This window comes from Streptosporangium sp. NPDC002607 (assembly GCF_053592655.1).
In genome coordinates this window covers 1-17,972 of record NZ_JBSFWD010000079.1, presented here as the reverse complement: position 1 = coordinate 17,972, position 17,972 = coordinate 1, and the positions used below count along the sequence as shown (strand labels likewise).

Below are 17,972 nucleotides of genomic sequence, written 5' to 3'. Positions count from 1 at the left end.
CAGCGGGTGGGAGTGATCCCGCGGGGACGGGTCACATCTCGGTGGTCTGGGCGGCTTGCTCGGCGGCCTGGCGGATTCGTTCGATCTGCGCCTCGGTGACGTTGAGGGTGCCGAATTCCCTGACCGCCTGGTAATAGGTCCACGCGAGGCCGTTGCAGGTGTTCCTGGGGATGGTGGAATATCCCGCGCAAACCTGCTTCATATCGAAGTAGAACGCGTCGTCGATGCGCGCCTTGTTCGCCGGGAACTGGCTCACCGCCTTGTAGTTGCGGTAGCCGAAGTCGTGACGTCGGCACGGCATTCTGAAGTCGAAGCCGAGTGGCTGGTCGGGGCTGCTCGAACAGAGGTCGGTCGACCAGTCGAAGGCGTAGTCCGCCCAGCCCGCCTGGTTCTGCCAGGCAGAGCGCCAGCTGGCGGCGCTGGACGTCGTGGGCTGGCTGAAACCGGAAAGTGCGGCGAGCTTTTGCTGCAGTGTCACCGCGTAGGCGGGCAGCGTTAATCCGAGTAATGTGACGAGGGAGAGGGCGACGGCTGCGAGGGCTCGTTTGACCATGGGCTCTGCCTTTGTCTGGGGGATGCCTCTCATGGCAGGCTTCTGCCATCGCCTAACAATGAAACGAAATAACCTGATATGCCGGAACGGATCTTCGTCAAGATCGGCATGGGTGTTCGTAAACGATCGCTCTTTACAAGAATTACAACATCCTGTAATGGCGTGTTTCGAAAGGCCGAATCACAGGGGTGTGCCCCTGTTCGCGGCGGCCCGGGGGTAACGGCGGCACTGCGCGCCTGCGTCCTCCCCCCGGCCACCACCGAGGACGATCTCGTGGTCCTGCTGGACGAGACCCGTGCCGCCGCGAAGGAACTCGCCGCATGAGGATCCGCCACGTGGTCGTCAAACAAGAAGATGTACTGCTTCTGGCCTGCGAAGGCGATTTCAACGGCATTCGGTACGCCATGACCTCGGCAGAAAAGCAGGTCCGCGCAGTTCACAGCCATGCTTGCGGTGGAGCGCGCTCCAAGTCCTAGCCTCGTTCACATGAAAGCGACATCGGAACCGCCTGTCGCCGACACTCAGGTGGAGACCCTGCCGATCGCGGAGGTGGCCCGCAGGACGGGCCTGTCGGCCGACACCCTGCGCTACTACGAGAAGGCCGGACTGATCGACGCCGTACGGCGCACTCCCGCGGGGGTCCGCCGCTATGCGGCCGCCGATCTGGACTGGCTCGCCTTCCTGCTCCGGCTGCGCGACACCGGCATGTCGATCGCCGACATGCGGCTCTTCGCCGACCTGCGCCGGCTGGGGAACGAGAGTGTGCCCGCTCGGCTGGACCTGCTGAGCGAGCACCGCCAGGTCGTCGACCGGCGCATCCGTGACCTTCGGGCGAACCTGCGCGCGCTGGACAGGAAGATCTCCCACTACCGGAACCTGTTGGAGGAGCAGTGAACGGAGCAGAGGCCCGCTACCGGCACGGCCTGGAGGTCCTCAACGCGGTCGACGGGGAAGCGGGCGCCAGGGTCATCGACTCGCTGCGCGACATCGCCCCCGATCTGGCCCGGCACATCGTGGCCTACGGCTTCGGCGAGGTCTACTCCCGTCCCGGCCTGCGCCCCGACCAGCGCCAGTTGGTCACCCTCGGCATGCTCACGGCGCTGGGCGGCTGCGAGGCGCAACTGGAGGTGCACATCAACGCGGCGTTGAACGTGGGCCTGTCCGCCACCGAGATCGTCGAAGCGCTGATCCACAGCGCGGTGTACTGCGGTTTCCCCAAGGCTCTCAACGCCGTGTCCGTCGCCAAACGCGTCTTCGCCGAGCGGCGGCTGCTGCCGGTGGCGGCGCCATGAGGGCGGTCGTCGTGGCTCTCGCGGGGGTACTGCTGACCACCACGGCATGCGCGGACGGAGGCGGCCAGACGCCCGCGGCCCTGCCCCCGGCCTCCAGCCCAGACCCGGTCGCGCCCGCCACGGCTCTGTACACGGACTTCTCAGCACCGACCGGAATCGCCTTCGACCGCGCCGGTGCCGTGTACGTGTCCAACTGGTCGGGCGGAACGGTCGAGCGCATCACGCCCGACGGGAACCGGTCAACCGTCGCCGAGGTGGAATCCCCCGCGGGTCTGGCCGTCGACGAGGCGGGGAACCTGTACGTCGCCGGCTACTCCGACGACGTCGTCTACCAGGTCACCCAGGCGGGCGAGAAGCGGGAGTTCGCGACCGGATTCCACACGCCGACCGGTATCGGCTTCGACTCCGCCGGAAACCTGCTGGTCTGCAACCGGGCCAGTGACGAGATCATGCGGGTCACCCCCTCAGGCCAGGTCAGCCGGGTGGCGGGAGGGTTCGACACTCCGGTCGGGGTGGTCGAGGACGCGCAGGGCACGATCTTCGTCTCCAACTATGTCGGCGGCGTGCTGTCCCGGATCGGCGGGGACGGCGAAGTGGTCACGCACTCCAGCGACTTCGAGGGGCTGGGTGTCGGGATGGCCGTCGACGACGCCAACCGGCTGTTCGTCACGGATCGGGCGGCGGGCGAGATCAAACGGGTGGAATCCGACGGCACCGCGGTGACGGTGGCGTCCGGGTTGAACTCGCCGGTGGGACTGGCCTTCAACGGCGAGCTGTACGCGGCGGCCTGGGGAGACGGCGCGCTCCACCGGGTGCCGCGCGGCTGAGGCACCCGGTGGAGCGCGCCTCTCAGACCGCTCCGGACCTGTACGTGTCCGTGTGGCCGGCACCGGGCGTCACCGATCCCTGCCTCCCGTGATCACCGAAGCCGGTCCCAGGTGGGAGGGGCCGGAGGATCCGCAGGCGTGCCAGAGCCGTCAAGTCGGCACTCCCCGCCCTAGCGGAGGCCGACGATCTCGGCGTAGCGGGTCATGTCGCGCTCGTAGTTCTCGTCGCCGATGCGCGGGGAGACCACGACCTCGTCGAGCCCCAGCTCGGCACAGCGGCGGATGTATACGGCGTCGTCCTCCCAGTCCTTCTCCGTCTTCCCCTTGGCCCGCCGGCCGACGCGCAGGGAGACCTCGGCACGGCTGCGCCCCGCGGCCGTCAGGCGCTTCTCCAGTTCCTCGGTGAAGCGGGCGATGTCGTCGTAGCTCTGGCTGTAGCCGGCCCATCCGTCGCCCAGCTCCACGATGCGGCGCAGCGTGGCCGGACTGTTGCCGCCGACGATGATCGGGGGGTGCGGGCGCTGCGCCGGCTTGGGGAAGGCGTAGAGCGGCGGGAAGTCAACGAACTCGCCGTGGAACTCGGTCAGCTCGTCCTCGGCCCAGGTCGCCTTCATCACGCGCAGGTACTCGTCCATGCGCGCGCCGCGGCGCTCGAACGGCACATCCAGCACCGCGTACTCCTCGGCCGACCAGCCGACACCGACGCCGACGCTGAACCGGCCGTTGGAGAGCTGGTCGACGCTGGCGATCTGCCGGGCGGTGACGATCGGGTTGCGCTGCGGGACCACCATCACGTACGTGCCGATGCGGACACGCTCGGTGGCGGCGGCGATCGCGCCGGCCAGGACGAGCGGGTCGTGCACCCCCCGGGTGGCGTTGACCTCGGTCGCGCCCGACTCCTCGTACGGGTACCTGGAGTCGTAGCGCGGCATGAAGACGACGTGCTCGGGAAGCCAGACCGAGTTGAAGCCGAGTTCCTCGATGAGCTGGGCCGACTCGATGGACCAGCGTCCGGCTCGGTGGCCGGCTCCCGGGTACCACTCACTGATGCCGATCTTCACGATGCGGTCCCTTCGCTGTTCAAGAACGAGTCGCGCAGCACATGCTTCATGATCTTCATGCTGGAGTTGCGGGGCAGCTCGTCCACGAAGAAGATCTTCTGCGGCTTCTTGTATCCGGCGAGTCGCTCCCGGACGTACTCGACGACCTGCGACTCGGTGAGGGTGTGCCCCTTCCGGACCACGATGGCGACCGAGACGGCCTCGCCCCACCGGTCGTCGGGCAGGCCGAACACCGCCGAGTCCGCGACCTCGTCCATGGACAGCAGAACCCGCTCGACCTCCGCCGGGTACACGTTCGCGCCGCCGCTGATGATCAGCTCCTGGGAACGCCCGGTGACGTAGAAATAGCCGGCCTCGTCCTGGTAGCCCAGGTCGCCGGTGAAGTACTCGCCGTTCACGAGCACCTCCGCGGTCTTCTCCGGCCTCCCGTGATACCCGGAGAACATGGTGTCGCACTCGATGGCGAGCTCGCCGACCTGGCCCACGGGGACGGGTTTGCGATCGCTGTCCACCACCCGGACCGTGGCCGTCGGCAGCGGACGGCCCACCGAGGCGAAGATGTCCTTGGCCTGGGTTCGGCCGGTCCAGTCCTGGCGGTTGGTGATGGTGATCGGGCCGACGACCTCGGTCATGCCCCACGTCTCCACCAGCCGGTCGCCGATCACGTCCACCAGTTCGCCGGCCAGCTCCGGCGGGAGCGGGCCACCGGAGTGCAGCACGGTCTGCAGGGTGTCGAGCACCTCGGGGTACAGGCGCAGCGCTTCGAGCAGGCCGGGGATCAGTGGCGTGAGGCCCAGGGTGAAGGTCGAGCCGCGCTCCACCATGTGCCTGCCCCACTCCTCGGGGGTGGCGCCCGGGATGAAGGAGACCGTGCCACCCGTGTAGAAGTGCGGGAAGATGACGCCCCAGATGCCCGACACGAAAGACCAGGCGCCGGGAAACGCGCAGTGCCCGTGCAGCGGGAGCCGATAGGCGTAGGGCACCAGTTTGGTGCAGCCCACCACGGCGCGGTGCGAGGCGAGCGCCCCCTTGGGGAAACCCGTGGTACCGCTGGTGTAGCCGATGATGGCGATGTCCTCCGGGGCGGCGGTGTGCGGCAGCGGCGCGTCGCTCGCCCGCCGCAACGCCTCGGAGTAGGACTCGGCGCCGTCGGGGAGGGTGGAGCCGACGGCGAACCACGCCTTGAGCCTCGATGCCGACCGGGTCCGCCGCACCGTGGCGGCGACCCCGTCGGTGTGCACGAGGGCCTGCGCCCCGGAGTCGGTGAGCACGTAGTCGATCTCGTCGGCGGTCAGCCGGTCGTTGACGTGCACCACGGGGTAGCCGCCGAGGGCCAGCCCGACGTAGATCTCAAGGGACTCGATCCGGTTCTCCAGGAGCGCGGCCACGTGGGTCCCCGGCTCCAGCCCGCGGTCGCGCAGCGCGTTGGCCAGCCGTCTGCCCGCCTCCAGAACCTCGGCGAAGGTCCGGCCGGTGCCCTGCGACTCGACCGCGACGCGTGCGGCGAAGCGCCTGCCGGCCTTCTCGAAGACCTCTCCCATCGTGTCGCTCATGAAAGCTCCCTGAGATCGAAAACACGGACCGCGTTAGCGGCCAAAAACAGAGCCAGCTCCTCCGCGGACAGCACCGGTGGCTCTCCCCCGAACGGCTCCGCGAGGCTGATGACCCTATCGATCCAGGTCACGAGCTCCTCGCCCCGGGGGTCCTCCTTGGTGCCGCGGATGATGTCGGAGCCGAAGACAAGCCGGTGCGCCCCCAGCTGGGACCGCATCCTGGCGACCCGCCTGCGGAACTCGGCGTAGTCGGCGAACGCGCACCGCTGCCACAGCGACAGCTCCAGATAGGCCCGCTGCCACCCGGTGGCCGAGTCGAGCGCCTCCGCCCACCATGCCTCGATGCCCGCGTGCGCGAAGACGACGGTCAGCGTGGGGTACCTGGCCAGCAGCGCGGCCACCTCGGCGGGCCGCGAGCGTACGGTCTGCAGCGGGTCACCGCCCAGTGGCGAGGTGTGGACGACGGCGGGCAGGCCCATCTCGACGAGCCGCTCGAACAGCCAGGAATGGGCCGGATCGGCCAGCGCCCAGCCCGCCGCCGGGTAGAGCTTCACGCCGCGGCAGTTCCCCATCCCGGCCGCGTGCTCCAGGATCTGCGCGGCGTCGGGGTGTCGCGGGTCGATGCCCGCGCAGAAGAAGAGCCTGCCGGGCGCCGCGTCGGCCAGAGACTGGCAGCGGGCGTGCAGGTCGCGGATGGGCAGGTGCTCCCCCGCGGGGCGGCCCACGATCGTCCAGTCCACGACCGGCATGACCCCGGCGGCCACCCCGGCGGTGTCGAAGGCGGCGATGGTCAGCGAGCCGTCCGGGTCGCTCTGCCCCTTCCCGACGCGGCAGAAGATGTCCGCGGGGTCCCGCTCGGGGTGGGTGCGCCCCGCGGCCTGCCGCGCCCACGCCCTGCGGAGCCCTTCGGGCAGCCAGGACGCGTCCAGGATGTGCATGTGGCCGTCGACCACAAGGGGGGTGCCGGGCAACGGGTCACGCCCCGGCGAGGATGTGCACGGAGGAGACGGCGGTCTCCCAGTCGATGACACCGCCGCCGATCTGGGCCAGGCCCACCCGGGCCCGGGGCAGCTGACGGTCGCCCGCCTCGCCGCGGATCTGCTGGGTGAGCTCGAAGACCTGGGCGAGCCCGCTGGCGCCCAGGGCGTGTCCCCGGCCGACGAGGCCGCCGGAGGCGTTCACCGGCATGGCCCCGGAGCGCTCGGTACCGCCCTTCATCGCCCATTCCTGCTCCTGGCCGGGCTCGCAGAGCCCCAGCTCGCTCCAGGTGAGCAGTTCGTACGCGACGGACGCGTCGTGCACCTCGACGAAGTCGATGTCACCGGGACCGAGCCCCGCCTGCTCGTACGCCGCCAGGCCCGCGGCCTTCGCCGCGCCGGGGGCGCCCGCCAGACCCTTGGGCGGGCGGGTGGCGATCCGGGAGGCGAGGATCCTGACGTCGCGGCCCGAGCGCTCGGGGTCCGGGCGCCGGGTGACCACGACGGCCGCGGCGCCGTCGCTGATCGGGGAGCTCATCAGCACGGTGATCGGGTCGACCACGACACGGGCCTGCAGCACGTCCTGGGGTGATCCACCGAACCTGCGGTGGGCCATCGGGTTGAGCCGGGCGTTCTCCAGCGACCGCGAAGCCACCCTGGCGAGGCCCTCCATGGTCACGCCGCGGTCTTCGAAGAGTGTCCGCGCGAGGCGCGCCTGGCGGTCGACGAACGGGCTGCGATCCTGCCCGGCGTCGTCGCCCACCGCGAAGCCGTCCTCGACGTCCATACCCGAGCCGAACGCGCTGAAGGTGCGGACGCGGTCCTCGTGGTTGGCCTTCTCCACGCCCAGCGCGAGCACGGTGTCGTACATCCCCGAGGCGACCGCCATCCAGGCGAGGTGCAGGGCGTTGCCCCCGGAGGCGCACGCGTTCTCCACGTTGTGCACCGGGATCGTGCCGAACCCCAGGGGGTAGGTGACGGTCTCGCCTCTGATGCACTCCTGACCGGTGATGAGGCCGGCGAGCGCGTTGGCGAAGAACACGGCCTGGATGTCACCGACCCGGACACCGGCGTCGTCCAGTGCGGCGTTGACCGCCGCCCTGCCCAGGTCCTTCATCGAGGAGCCGAGGAACTTGCCGAACGGGGTCATGCCGACCCCGCGGATTACTGCGTCGCTCTGCATGAGAGTCGTCTATCCCCTCTGTAGGGCGGACGGTGGGGTGGGCCAGGCCGCGCTGACGCCGCCGTCGACGATCAGGCTCTGGCCGGTGACATAGCCGGCGTCGTCGGAGGCGAGGAAGGCGACGGCGGCGGCGGCCTCCTCGGGACGGCCCTCGCGGCCCATGGGGACCACGGCGGCGCGTGCGGAGGTGGGGTCCTCGCCGAACTCGCGCCGGACCAGCGCCGAGTCGATGTTGCCGAGCACGACCGCGTTGGAGCGGATGCCGCGCGCGGCGTACCGGACGGCGATGTGCCGCATGACGGCGAGCTGTGCCGCCTTGGTGGCCTCGTAGGACAGGGAGCGGCGGCTGCTCAGCAGGCCGGCGGTGGAGCCGACGAAGACGAACGAGCCCTGCGATCGATCGAGCATCGGCTGCAGCGCCGCCTGGGCGGTGAGCCAGTGCGACCGGACGTTGACCGTCTCGGAGCGTTCCCACTCCGGAACGCTCTGTGCCTTGATCGGCTCCCGGCCCGAGACGCCGACGTTGCACACGACGACGTCGAGCCGGTGATAGGTGCCGAGCGCCGCCGCCACGGCCGCCGTGCAGGACTCCGCGTCGGCGGCGTCCACCTCGACCGCGAGGCCGGGGACGGCCAGCGCGTCCACGGTCGCCTGGGCCCGGCCGAGGTCGATGTCACCGACCACGACGGTGGCGCCCTCGGCGGCCAGGCGCAGGGCGATCGCCCTGCCGTTGCCCATCGGGAACGACTCCCCGGGACGCGCCGGCCCGTGGCTGCCGCCGCCGAGCACGTACGCGACCCGGCCGGCCAGCCGGCCCTGGATCGACACCTTCCCCCCTGTTCCAGCCATCACGGCTCAGTAGCTGCGCGGCAGACCGAGGACCTGCTGCGCGATGAAGTTGAGGGACATCTCCTGGCTGACCGGAGCCAGCCGCATGATCCGTGCCTCGCGCCAGTAGCGCTCGACGTGGAACTCGTGCGCGTACCCCAGCCCGCCGTGGGTCTGTACGGCCCGGTCGGCGGCGTCGTACCCGGCCTGCGCGGCCAGATATTTGGCGATGTTCGCCTCGGCGCCGCAGGAAAGGTCCGCGTCATAGCGGCCCGCCGCCACCATGGTCATCTGCCAGGCGGCCTCAAGGCGCGCGTAGGCGTCGGCGAGCGGGTGGCTGATGGCCTGGTTGCTGCCGATCGGCCGGTCGAAGACCTCGCGCACCTTGGCGTATTCGGTGGCGCGGCGCAGTGCCGCGTAGCCGATCCCGATGGCCTCGGCGGCGATCAGGATCCGCTCGGGGTTCATGCCGGACAGGATGTGTTTGAAACCCTTGCCCTCCTCGCCGACCAGGCGCCAGCCCTCCACCGGTAGCCGGTCGTAGAAGGTCTCGCAGCTGGCGACGGCATTCCTGCCCACCTTGGGAATGGGCCGGATGTCGACGTGGTCGCGGTCCAGGTCGATCAGGAACAGGCTGAGGCCCTCGAACCGGCGCCGCCCTTCGTCGGGCGCGGGGGAGGTGCGGGCCAGGATCAGCGCGACGTCGGACTCCAGCGCCTTGCTCGTCCAGATCTTCTGGCCGGAGATCACCCAGCCGTCGCCGTCGCGCTCGGCCATCGTCTTGATCCGGGAGGTGTCGGTGCCGGCGTCCGGCTCGGTGACCGCGAAGGCGACATGCAGCCTGCCCTCGGCCGACGGGGGCAGGAACGTCTTCTTGAGCCGCTCGTTGCCGAACTTGAGCACCGGCTGCAGCCCGAAGAGGTTCATGTGCAGCGCCGTGCAGCCGTTCATGGCCGCCCCGGACGCGGCGACCTCGCGCAGCAGGATCGCCGCCTCGGTGACGCCCCGGCCCGCGCCGCCGTACTCCTCCGGCAGCGCGATCCCGAGCCAGCCGCCCTCCGCCATGGCGTTGAAGAACTCCCACGGGAAGCGGTGTTCCTGGTCGCAGGAGGCCCAGTACTCATCGGTGAACTCGGCGCACCGGTCGCGGATCGCGGAGGCGATCAGCTCGTGGTCGGGGTCGGCGTACTCACGCCTCATGCCGACCTGGCCGACGGGTTCGCGGCGCCGGTGAACTCCAGGATGAGCTTGCGCGCGTCGGCGGACTCGTAGGGGAGCATGTGCGCGGCGTCCTGGATGACCACGCTGCGCGCGTGCGGCAGGTGCTCGGTCCACTGGCCGGCGAGGGAGGACGGCACCACGCCGTCCTGCGCGCCCCAGAGCAGCAGCACCGGTATGTCGGCGAGCCGGTAGAGCCGTTCGGCGATCCCGGTGTCCGGGATGGGGAACAGGTAGTTGCTCGCGGCGCCCAGCACCTGGACCCGGCGGATGACGGCCAGCCCGGCCTCGTGGGCGTCGGCGGGCTTCGGCAGGTGCGCGGCGGCGACCGGGCCGTTCGGGTCGGTGTAGACCAGCGGGGCGAGGTCCCGGGGCAGCAGCGCGAACATGTCGGCTCCGGGGTCGGCCTCGTCGAACATGCCCCACGGCGCCATCAGCGCGAGGGACTCGACGCGGCCGGGCTGGGCCGCGGCCATCTCGGCGGCCAGCGTGGCCCCGATGCCGTGCCCGACCAGGCGAACGGTGCCGGTCTCCAGCCGGTCCAGCGCCCACCAGACGGCCAGGGCCATGTCGGCGAGGCTGGAGGCGGGGCGGACCGAGGTGGAGGCACCCCAGCCTGGCAGGTGGACGACGAGGACCCGGCCGGTCTCCAGCAGCTCGCCGGAGAGCGGGGGCTCCTCGAACGCCCCCCACTCGCTGTGCAGGTAGACCAGAACGGGGCCGTCGACCGTGCCGTACTCGTCGACGATCGTGAGGTCGCCCTGGTGCGGGCCCTCGAAGTCGTGCCGGATGCTCACTTCGCCACCGCCTTCACGGGAGCCACCTGCGCCGGCTCGAAGCCGGGGATCGGCTTGGGCCACCATCTGTGCTCGTAATCGGAAAAGACCCCGGACAGGCCGGGCGCCACCTTGGTGGCGAACAGCTCGATGTTGTTCATCGCCTTGTCACGCGGCATGTCGCCGATGTGCATCAGGGCGATCCAGTTGCCGATGCGCATCGTGGTCGACAAGTGCTCCAGCTTTTCCCTGACCGTGCTGGGGCTGCCCGCGATGATGATGCCGAGGTCGACGAAGTCCTCCCACTCGTACTCCTTCGCCGCCCGGAAGCTGTCCGGCCTGGCGGTCGACTTCGCACCCGGGGGCGGGAGCACCGCGGCGAGGGACTCGACGCTCTTGTAGCCGGGAGCCTCGGCGAAGCCCGGGTAGGTGTGGGTGCACCGGCGGTAGAAGTACTTCACGTGGTCGGCGTAGAGGCGCTTGGCCTCCTCGTCGGTGTCGGCGACCAGGATCGGCTGGAACATGCCCACCCGGTACGGGTTGTCGTCGACGCCGGCGGCCTCGGCGCGGTCCCAGAAACGGCGCAGCATCGAGCTGGAGAACTCGGTGCCGAAGTAGGAGAGGAAGAAGAACGGGAACTCGCGCCTGATGGCGAAGTCCATGGTCTCCAGGGAGCCACTGCCGGGCACCCAGATGGGCGGGTGCGGCTGCTGGAGCGGCTTGGGCCAGGGGTTGACGTAGCGCAGCTTGGTGAACCGGCCGTTGTGGCTGAACACCTCCTGGGACTGCCATGCCTTGAGGATCAGCTCGAAGCCCTCGTAGTACCGCTCGCGCACGGTGGCGGGCTTGATGCCGTAGGCGTAGTTGGTGTCCTGACTGCTGCCGAGCGGGAACCCGGTGATGAGCCGGCCGCCGCTGATCACGTCGAGCATGGCGAGCTCTTCGGCGATCCGGATGGGCGGGTTGTACAGCGGCACCGCGTCACCCATGACCAGGATCTTCGCGTCGGTGTCGGCGGTGCGGCGGGCCAGCGAGGCGGCCATCATGTTCGGGCTCGACATCAGGCCGTAGGCGTTGCTGTGGTGCTCGTTGACGCCGATCGCGTCGAAGCCCATTCGCGCCGCGTGCTCAAGCTCGTCCAGGTAGTCGTTGTAGAGATGGTGGATCCGCTGCACATCCATGAGGCGCGGGTCGATGTCCACCCAGACGCTCCGGTGTTTCTGAGCGAAGTCCTCAGGAAGCCCGTCAAAGGGCATCAGGTGAAAGTAAGTGAACTTCACGCTTGTCCTTCTGCAGTGAGTTGGCCGGAGAGTTCAGCCCGCCCGGAGCTTATCAAACGCTTGCTTTATAAATCAAACGCTTGCTTTACTATTTGGGCGCGGCCGCCTGCTCCGGCGGGATCGGGTGGGTCAGGAGAGCCGCCGTACCAGCAGGTCGAGCTCCTGTTTGAAGTCCTCGATGACGGACAGATCCGCCAGATCGTTGACCTGGTGCCAGTTGTCGCGGATCTCCTCGGGCGACACCGAGCGGGAGAAGTAGCCCGGCGCCTGGGCGACGACCACCCGCGCCACGCGCCCGCCGCCGACGTTGTACACCTCACCGCTCACCGTGCACTCCCGGTCGGCGAGCCAGACCACCAGGGGCGAGACCAGCGCGGGGTCGAGGCTGTCGGCCAGGTCGCCGAGCAGGTCCTCGGTCATCCGGGTGCGCGCGCCCGGCTCGATGGCGTTGACCTGGATGCCGTGGCGGGCGCCCTCCAGGGCCAGCGTCTTGGTGACGCCGATGATGCCCGCCTTGGCCGCCGCGTAGGCCGTCTGACCGAAGTTGCCGAACAGGCCAGCGGCGGAGGTGGTGTTGATGATCCGCCCGTACCGCTGCTCGGTGAAGAGCGGCCAGGCGGCCTTCGTCATCCACACGGTCCCGCCCAGGTGGACCGCGAGCACCGGGTCCACCTCGGCCGGACTCAGCTTGGCCATCGTCCTGTCGCGCAGGATCCCGGCGTTGTTGACCAGGATGTCCAGCCGGCCGAAGGTCTCGACCGCGCGGGCGACCACCTGCGCGGCGCCCTCGGGGGTGCTGATGTCGGTGGCGTCGGCCACCGCGCGCCCGCCCGCCTCGGTGATCTCCTTGATCACCTGCTCGGCGGGGGTCAGCTCCGCGCCGGCGCCGTCCAGTGCCGCGCCGACGTCGTTCACCACGACGGCCGCTCCGCGCTCCGCGAGGAGGAGCGCGTGCGCGCGGCCGAGCCCGCGGCCCGCGCCGGTGACGACGGCGACCTGCCCGTCCAATCTGATTTCGCTCACTGAGTTGGCTCCTTGGCTCCAGGTGGAATGGGGGCGCTGATCCGGCCGGGTCATGTCCTAACCGAACAGGGCGGTCATGACCTCGGGGCGCGACCTGAGCGAGTCCGGGTCCCCCTCGGCGACGATCGCGCCGCGGTGCATGACGTAGAGGTAGTCGCTGACGGCGAGCGCCAACTCCGCGTTCTGCTCGACCAACAGGATGGTCGAGCCCGTCTCGTGCAGCGTGGAGATGGTGGTGAACAGGACGTCGACGATCGAAGGGGCGAGCCCCATCGACGGCTCATCCAGGAGCAGCACATCGGGCCGGGTCATCAGGGCCCTGCCCACCGCCAGCATCTGCTGCTCCCCGCCGCTCATCAGCCCGGCGTACTGGGTCCGCCGGGCGGCGAGGACCGGGAACAGGTCGTAGACCCGATCGATCTGCTGCTGGAAGTCGGCCTTGTCTCTACGCTTGGCGTACGTCGCGAGCTCCAGGTTCTCCAGCACGGTGAGCGAGGGGGCGATCCTGCGCCCCTCGGCAACCAGGGCGACGCCCGCCCGGACGAGCCGGTGGCAGGGCCAGCCGGTGACGTCCTTGCCACCGACCAGGACCGTGCCCGACGCCGGCCGGTGCAGCCCGGCGATGGAGTTCAAGGTCGTCGTCTTGCCGGCCCCGTTGGCCCCGACCAGCGCGACGAGCGCGCCCTTCGGCACCTGGATGTCGACGTTCCGGACGGCCTCAACCACGCCGTGCGCGGCGCAGAGTCTCGATACGCCGAGCATCGGATCGCTTGCCAAAGTAGGCCTCCCTGACATCGGGTTGTTCCAGGCACCAGGCGAGGGTGCCCACGGCGAGCACGGCGCCGGAGTTCATGACGGTCACCTCGTCGCAGAACTCCTCGACGAGCCGCATATTGTGTTCGATCAGGACCAGGGTCAGGCCCTCGCCCCTGAGCCGCAGCAGCAGCTCGCCGATCTGCTGCGACTCCGCGTCGTTCATGCCGGCGGTCGGCTCGTCGAGCAAGAGCACCCTCGGCTCGGTGGCGAGCGCCCTGGCGATCTCCACCCGCCGCTGCTCGCCGTACGAGAGGGTCTCGGCCAGCGCGTCGGGGGATGCCTCGACACCCACCTGCCCAAGCAGGCCGAGCGCCTTCTCCTTGACCTCGGCCCGCTCCCTGCGCTCGGCGCGGCTCAGCGTGATCGCGCCCAGGATGGTGGAGCGCCGCCGGGTGTACGCGCCGGTGGCGACCGTCTCCAGGACGGTCATGCCGGGGAAGAGCCGGATGTTCTGGTAGGTGCGCGCCACACCCTCGCGGGCGATCCGGTAGGGGACCAGGCCGTGCGTCTCTTTGCCGTGCACCCGGATCGCGCCGCTGTCGGGCGACAGGAAACCGCTGATCATGTTCAGGACGGTCGTCTTGCCTGCCCCGTTCGGGCCGAGCAGACCGTAGATGCTCCGCTGCGGAACCCGCATGTTCACGTCGGACACCGCGCGCAGGCCGCCGAACGTCTTGACGAGGCCCTCGATCTCGACCGCGAGGACGTCACCGGGGCTGTCCTGGACCGGCATGGTGCTCATTCGGGGACCACCGCCTCCTTGCCGATTGCCTTCTCGTGCGCGGTCTCGGATGTGGCGCCCGGCCTCCTCCGCAGCATGCGGAACCTCCGTAGGTCGACCAGCCCGCGGGGCAGGTAGACGATGATGAGGATGAGCAGCAGGCCGGTGACGATGTCGTCGAACTCGCCGAGCGGGCCGCGCAGCAGCTCGGGCAGAGCGGTGAAGACCACGGCGCCGATGACCGGGCCGAACCAGTGATAGGCCCCGCCGAGGACCACCGCGGCCAGGGTGACGAAGCCCATGTGCGTGTAGAACGTGTCCGGCCCGATGTACTGCAGGAAGCTCGACTGGAGCACGCCCGCGACACCGCCGAACACCCCGGACAGCACGAAGCCCACCAGTTGCACGGTACGCGGAGCGATCCCCAGGGACTGCGCCACGGCCGGGTCCTCCCGTACCGCGGACGCCGCCAGCCCGAAGCGCGAGCCGCGCAGCCGGGCCAGCACGAAGGTGGCGAGCGCCAGGCAACCGAGGCACCAGAACCAGGTGCCCAGGTCGCCGGGGACCAGCATGCCGGCCGCGCCCCCGGTGAAGCCCTCCAGGTTGATCACCAGGACGCGGCCGATGAGGACCAGCGCGATCGTGGCCATCGCCAGGTAGTGGCTGTCCAGCCGCAGGACCAGGAACGCGGTGAGGATCCCCAGCAGCCCTCCGCCCACGGCGCCGATGGCGATCCCCGCCACCGGGGGCAGCCCGAAGGTCAGCACCGCCCATCCGAAGGTGAACGAGCTGACCGCGCCGAAGAAGACCGGCGCCAGGCTGAGTACGCCGGTCCACAGGGAGGCGTAGATGCTGAGCGCGAAGAGCGCGCTGACTCCCGCGAACTGCAGAGTCGTGCTCCAGGCAGCGATGTTCATGTGCTCTCGACCTCTTCAGCCATGAAGCGTGGACTAGGCGCGGCTCAGTCGGCGTTCGCCGAACATCCCCTGTGGGCGAACCACGAGGATGACGAGCAGCACGCCGAATGTGATCGCGTCGCGGAAGCCCGAGGAGATGTACTGGGCGCTGACCACCTCAAGGATGCCGATCATGAAACCGGCCAGGGTGGCCCCCCGGATGTCCCCGTAGCCCCCGACGACCACCGCGGCGAAGCCCTTGAGCAGCAGCGCCTCGCCCAGGTCGAACGAGACGTTGTTCGAGGACAGACCGGCCAGGACACCCGCGAGCCCGGCGATGGCGGCCGCGGTGAAGGCGACGAGCCGGAGCGTGCGGGCCGAGTTGACCCCCACGATGGTGGCCGACCTCGGGTCGACGGAGACCGCGCGGACCGCGGCGCCGAACCGGGTGCGGGTGAGCGCCTGGTGCAGCCCGATGGCCACGAGCAGCGCGGCGACGATGTTGAGCAACTGCGCCGGGAGGATCACCAGGTCCCCCAGCCGGATCGGGCTCGCCTGGACCGCGCGGTCGGGGAAGCTGGTCGCGGAGTCCTTGCTCACCGCCTGCGCGGCGGTGAGCAATATGATCCACACACCGATGCTGGCGATGATCGGTGCGAAATGGCCCGCATTGCGACGACGCAGCGGTTCAAAGGCCACGATGTCCGCCAGAACTCCGATGAGCCCGGCGGCCATCACCCCCGCCAGCAGGGCCAGGGGGAAGGGCAGACCCAGGTCCACCACGGCGAGGTAGGCCACCAGGGCACCCCAGGTGGCGAAGGTGCCGTGGGCGACGTTCAGCACGCCCATCTTTGTGAGGATCAGCGCGAACCCCACGCCGAACAGCGCATAGACAGCTCCGAGGGCGAGGCCGTTCACGAGTTGTTGGATGACGAGTGTCACGACCGCTTCCTCCAGGAGAAACGTAAATCAAGCGCTCGCTTTACTTGACGCTATCGGCCTCCCGCCTGCCATGTCAACGTTAATCAAGCACTTGCTTCACAGTCTCGGCGGCATTACGGTTAAGCGTTGCGCGAGTGCCCTCGCGGGTTCGGCGCGCGTTCTGTGCCGGCCTCCCCGCACGACGATTGGCTGCGCTTCCATGCCACCACCCAGCACGCTCCCACCAGAAAAGGCCGTCCGCCTGCTCCCGGAGAACGCCCACATCGTGGGCGCCCCAGGCTGTGGCACGCCGGAGACCCTGCTCCGCGCCCTGGGCGAGACCGCGGACCTGCTCCACGCCCCCACCCTCTACTCAGGACTCCAACTGGGCGGCTACCCGTTCCTCGACGCCGTACGGCAGGGCCACCTGCGCTACCTCACCTGGCATCCCTACGGCCCGGCCAGGCGCTCGGTCGCCGCCGGGTTCGGCGAGTACGTGCCGACCCGCGCCTCCGCCGTCCCCGGCCTGCTCGACCACTGGAACACCGACGCCGCGCTGGTGCGGGTGTCGCCGCCGGACCGGAACGGGTATTGCAGCCTGGGCCCGTCCGCCAGCTATGTCAGGGCCGCCGTCACGCGGGCGCGGGTCGTGCTCGCGGAGGTCGACCCGCTGGTCCCCCGCACGTACGGCGACACCACCCTGCACGTCTCGGAGATCACCGCGCTGGTCGAGGCCGACACCCCGATGTGCGAGTTCCACGAGGCGGCCCGCGACGAGGTCAGCGACCGCATCGCGGCGCACGTCCTGGACCTGCTGCCGGAGCGGCCCGTGCTGCAGTTCGGCCTCGGCTCGATCCCGGAGTCCCTCATCCACGGCCTGGCACACAGTGACCTGCGCGGCGCCCAGGTCATCGGGATGGCGACCGACGCCATGGTGGCGCTCTTCGAGCGCGGCGTGCTCAGCCCGCTGAGCGTGATGCCCTCCCCCGCGATCTCGGCGGTGGAACTCATGGGCACCCGGATCCTGATGGACTTCGCCGACCGCAACCCCGCGATCGGCGTCTTCGACAGCCGCACCGGCCACACGCCCCGGTACCTGGGCGGCCTGCCCGGCGTGGTGTCGGTCAACTCGGCCGTCGAGGTCGACCTGTTCGGCCAGGTCAACTCCGAGACCGTACGCGGAATCCAGGTCTCGGGGATCGGCGGCAGCATCGACTTCGTCGAGGGCGCCTACGGGTCGCCCGGCGGCCTGTCCGTCATCGCGATCGGCTCCAGGACGGCCGACGGCCAGCACAGCAGGATCGTCCCCGCGCTGGCGTCCGACGCGGTGGTGACCGTCCCCCGGCACACGCCCGACGTGGTCGTGACCGAATACGGCGTCGCCTGGCTGCGCGGCAGGACCCGGGCCGAGCGCGCGGAGTCACTCGCCTCCGTCGCCCACCCCGACCACCGGGCCGGACTGATGTCCGCGTCCGGAGCAGTGACCACAGCGAAATGAGGGATCAACGGTGACCGTACACACCCGGCGCGGGCTCTACTTCGAGGAGATGCACGTCGGTGACGTCTTCAAGCACGAGCCCGGCCGCACCATCACCGAGGCCGACAACGTGCTGTTCTGCAGCATCACCCTGAACGCCCAGTCCCTGCACCTGGACGCGGTCCGCTCGGCCGAGAGCGAGTTCGGCCAGCGACTGGTGAACAGCCTGCTCACGCTGGGCATCGTGTGCGGGATCGGCGTCGGCGACCTCACCCAGAAGACGACGGTGGCCAACCTCGGCTTCGGCGAGATCTCCTTCCCCGCGCCGGTGTTCATCGGTGACACCCTCTACTGCGAGAGCGAGATCATCGACAAGCGGGCCTCCGCCTCACGCCCCCGCCAGGGCATCGTGACGCTGGAGCACCGGGGCCTCAACCAGGACGGCACCGTCGTCTGCCGCGCCCGGCGGACCGCGCTGGTCAATTTCGCTCCCGAGGACGAGACCGCGCGGGCCTGCTCTCCACCCGCCCGGCCCACAGGGCGCCGAACGCGTCCTGGAAGAGCCGCTTG

General features: G+C 69.9%; 20 protein-coding genes. 6 read left to right on the top strand and 14 right to left on the bottom strand.

All coding sequences use genetic code 11. The annotated features are described in order from the left end of the window. Positions 1–31: 31 nt before the first annotated feature. Entirely contained in the window at positions 32–553 is a 522-nt protein-coding gene (locus tag ACWD3H_RS43895) for a phospholipase (RefSeq protein WP_451959235.1), read from the bottom strand. A 78-nt stretch (positions 554–631) separates the two neighbouring features. Between ACWD3H_RS43895 and ACWD3H_RS43890 the strand changes: the two genes are divergently transcribed. The 4 genes from ACWD3H_RS43890 to ACWD3H_RS43875 all read left to right on the top strand — a co-directional run bounded on the left by ACWD3H_RS43890 (position 632) and on the right by ACWD3H_RS43875 (position 2,672). After that, positions 632–877 (top strand): hypothetical protein, encoded by a 246-nt coding sequence (locus tag ACWD3H_RS43890; RefSeq protein ID WP_451959234.1) that lies wholly within the window; start codon positions 632–634, stop codon positions 875–877. A gap of 162 nt (positions 878–1,039) precedes the next feature. After that, positions 1,040–1,447 (top strand): MerR family transcriptional regulator, encoded by a 408-nt coding sequence (locus tag ACWD3H_RS43885; RefSeq protein ID WP_451959233.1) that lies wholly within the window; start codon positions 1,040–1,042, stop codon positions 1,445–1,447. Continuing rightward, complete coding sequence (locus ACWD3H_RS43880) at positions 1,444–1,845, top strand: carboxymuconolactone decarboxylase family protein (protein ID WP_350911027.1); 402 nt, start codon at positions 1,444–1,446, stop codon at positions 1,843–1,845. Before ACWD3H_RS43885 ends, ACWD3H_RS43880 begins: the two co-directional genes overlap by 4 nt. After that, positions 1,842–2,672 (top strand): virginiamycin B lyase family protein, encoded by an 831-nt coding sequence (locus ACWD3H_RS43875; RefSeq protein WP_451959232.1) that lies wholly within the window; start codon positions 1,842–1,844, stop codon positions 2,670–2,672. Before ACWD3H_RS43880 ends, ACWD3H_RS43875 begins: the two co-directional genes overlap by 4 nt. 170 nt (positions 2,673–2,842) lie before the next feature. On the opposite strand, the gene ACWD3H_RS43870 is transcribed toward ACWD3H_RS43875, so the two are convergent. The 13 genes from ACWD3H_RS43870 to ACWD3H_RS43810 form a co-directional block, all read right to left on the bottom strand. After that, positions 2,843–3,733, bottom strand: a complete 891-nt coding sequence (locus ACWD3H_RS43870) for an LLM class F420-dependent oxidoreductase (protein ID WP_451959231.1) — start codon at positions 3,731–3,733, stop codon at positions 2,843–2,845. Further along, a complete protein-coding gene (locus ACWD3H_RS43865; RefSeq protein WP_451959230.1) occupies positions 3,730–5,286 on the bottom strand; it encodes a class I adenylate-forming enzyme family protein in 1,557 nt (518 codons plus the stop codon). Before ACWD3H_RS43865 ends, ACWD3H_RS43870 begins: the two co-directional genes overlap by 4 nt. Beyond that, positions 5,283–6,257 (bottom strand): amidohydrolase family protein, encoded by a 975-nt coding sequence (locus ACWD3H_RS43860; RefSeq protein ID WP_355561771.1) that lies wholly within the window; start codon positions 6,255–6,257, stop codon positions 5,283–5,285. Before ACWD3H_RS43860 ends, ACWD3H_RS43865 begins: the two co-directional genes overlap by 4 nt. A 4-nt stretch (positions 6,258–6,261) precedes the next feature. Then, positions 6,262–7,446 (bottom strand): thiolase family protein, encoded by a 1,185-nt coding sequence (locus tag ACWD3H_RS43855; RefSeq protein ID WP_355561769.1) that lies wholly within the window; start codon positions 7,444–7,446, stop codon positions 6,262–6,264. Positions 7,447–7,455: 9 nt separating this feature from the next. Further along, complete coding sequence (locus tag ACWD3H_RS43850) at positions 7,456–8,295, bottom strand: SDR family NAD(P)-dependent oxidoreductase (RefSeq protein ID WP_451959229.1); 840 nt, start codon at positions 8,293–8,295, stop codon at positions 7,456–7,458. A gap of 6 nt (positions 8,296–8,301) precedes the next feature. Next, positions 8,302–9,474, bottom strand: coding sequence for an acyl-CoA dehydrogenase family protein (locus tag ACWD3H_RS43845; RefSeq protein WP_350951753.1), 1,173 nt, complete (start codon positions 9,472–9,474; stop codon positions 8,302–8,304). Next, positions 9,471–10,289 carry an alpha/beta fold hydrolase gene (locus tag ACWD3H_RS43840; RefSeq protein WP_451959228.1) on the bottom strand — a complete coding sequence of 273 codons (819 nt, stop codon included), beginning with the start codon at positions 10,287–10,289 and terminating at the stop codon, positions 9,471–9,473. Before ACWD3H_RS43840 ends, ACWD3H_RS43845 begins: the two co-directional genes overlap by 4 nt. Further along, on the bottom strand, positions 10,286–11,548 hold the full coding sequence (locus ACWD3H_RS43835) for an LLM class flavin-dependent oxidoreductase (RefSeq protein ID WP_350911011.1): 1,263 nt from the start codon (positions 11,546–11,548) through the stop codon (positions 10,286–10,288). The genes ACWD3H_RS43840 and ACWD3H_RS43835 overlap by 4 nt, the downstream gene beginning before the upstream one ends. Before the next feature lie 129 nt (positions 11,549–11,677). Beyond that, the gene (locus ACWD3H_RS43830) at positions 11,678–12,571 is read right to left on the bottom strand and encodes an SDR family NAD(P)-dependent oxidoreductase (protein WP_355561757.1); all 894 of its coding nucleotides are present in this window, start codon (positions 12,569–12,571) and stop codon (positions 11,678–11,680) included. A gap of 57 nt (positions 12,572–12,628) precedes the next feature. Further along, entirely contained in the window at positions 12,629–13,348 is a 720-nt protein-coding gene (locus ACWD3H_RS43825; RefSeq protein WP_350911007.1) for an ABC transporter ATP-binding protein, read from the bottom strand. Next, entirely contained in the window at positions 13,290–14,129 is an 840-nt protein-coding gene (locus ACWD3H_RS43820) for an ABC transporter ATP-binding protein (protein WP_451959227.1), read from the bottom strand. The genes ACWD3H_RS43825 and ACWD3H_RS43820 overlap by 59 nt, the downstream gene beginning before the upstream one ends. Continuing rightward, a complete protein-coding gene (locus tag ACWD3H_RS43815) occupies positions 14,126–15,025 on the bottom strand; it encodes a branched-chain amino acid ABC transporter permease (RefSeq protein ID WP_355561753.1) in 900 nt (299 codons plus the stop codon). The genes ACWD3H_RS43820 and ACWD3H_RS43815 overlap by 4 nt, the downstream gene beginning before the upstream one ends. 33 nt (positions 15,026–15,058) lie before the next feature. Beyond that, on the bottom strand, positions 15,059–15,946 hold the full coding sequence (locus ACWD3H_RS43810) for a branched-chain amino acid ABC transporter permease (RefSeq protein ID WP_451959226.1): 888 nt from the start codon (positions 15,944–15,946) through the stop codon (positions 15,059–15,061). Positions 15,947–16,145: 199 nt separating this feature from the next. On the opposite strand from ACWD3H_RS43810, the gene ACWD3H_RS43805 reads away from it, so the two are divergent. Both ACWD3H_RS43805 and ACWD3H_RS43800 read left to right on the top strand, forming a co-directional pair. Further along, on the top strand, positions 16,146–17,423 hold the full coding sequence (locus ACWD3H_RS43805; RefSeq protein ID WP_451959225.1) for an acetyl-CoA hydrolase/transferase family protein: 1,278 nt from the start codon (positions 16,146–16,148) through the stop codon (positions 17,421–17,423). Between the two features lie 10 nt (positions 17,424–17,433). After that, positions 17,434–17,972, top strand: a 539-nt coding sequence (locus ACWD3H_RS43800; protein WP_451959224.1) for a MaoC family dehydratase, incomplete at its 3' end; no start/stop codon positions are given.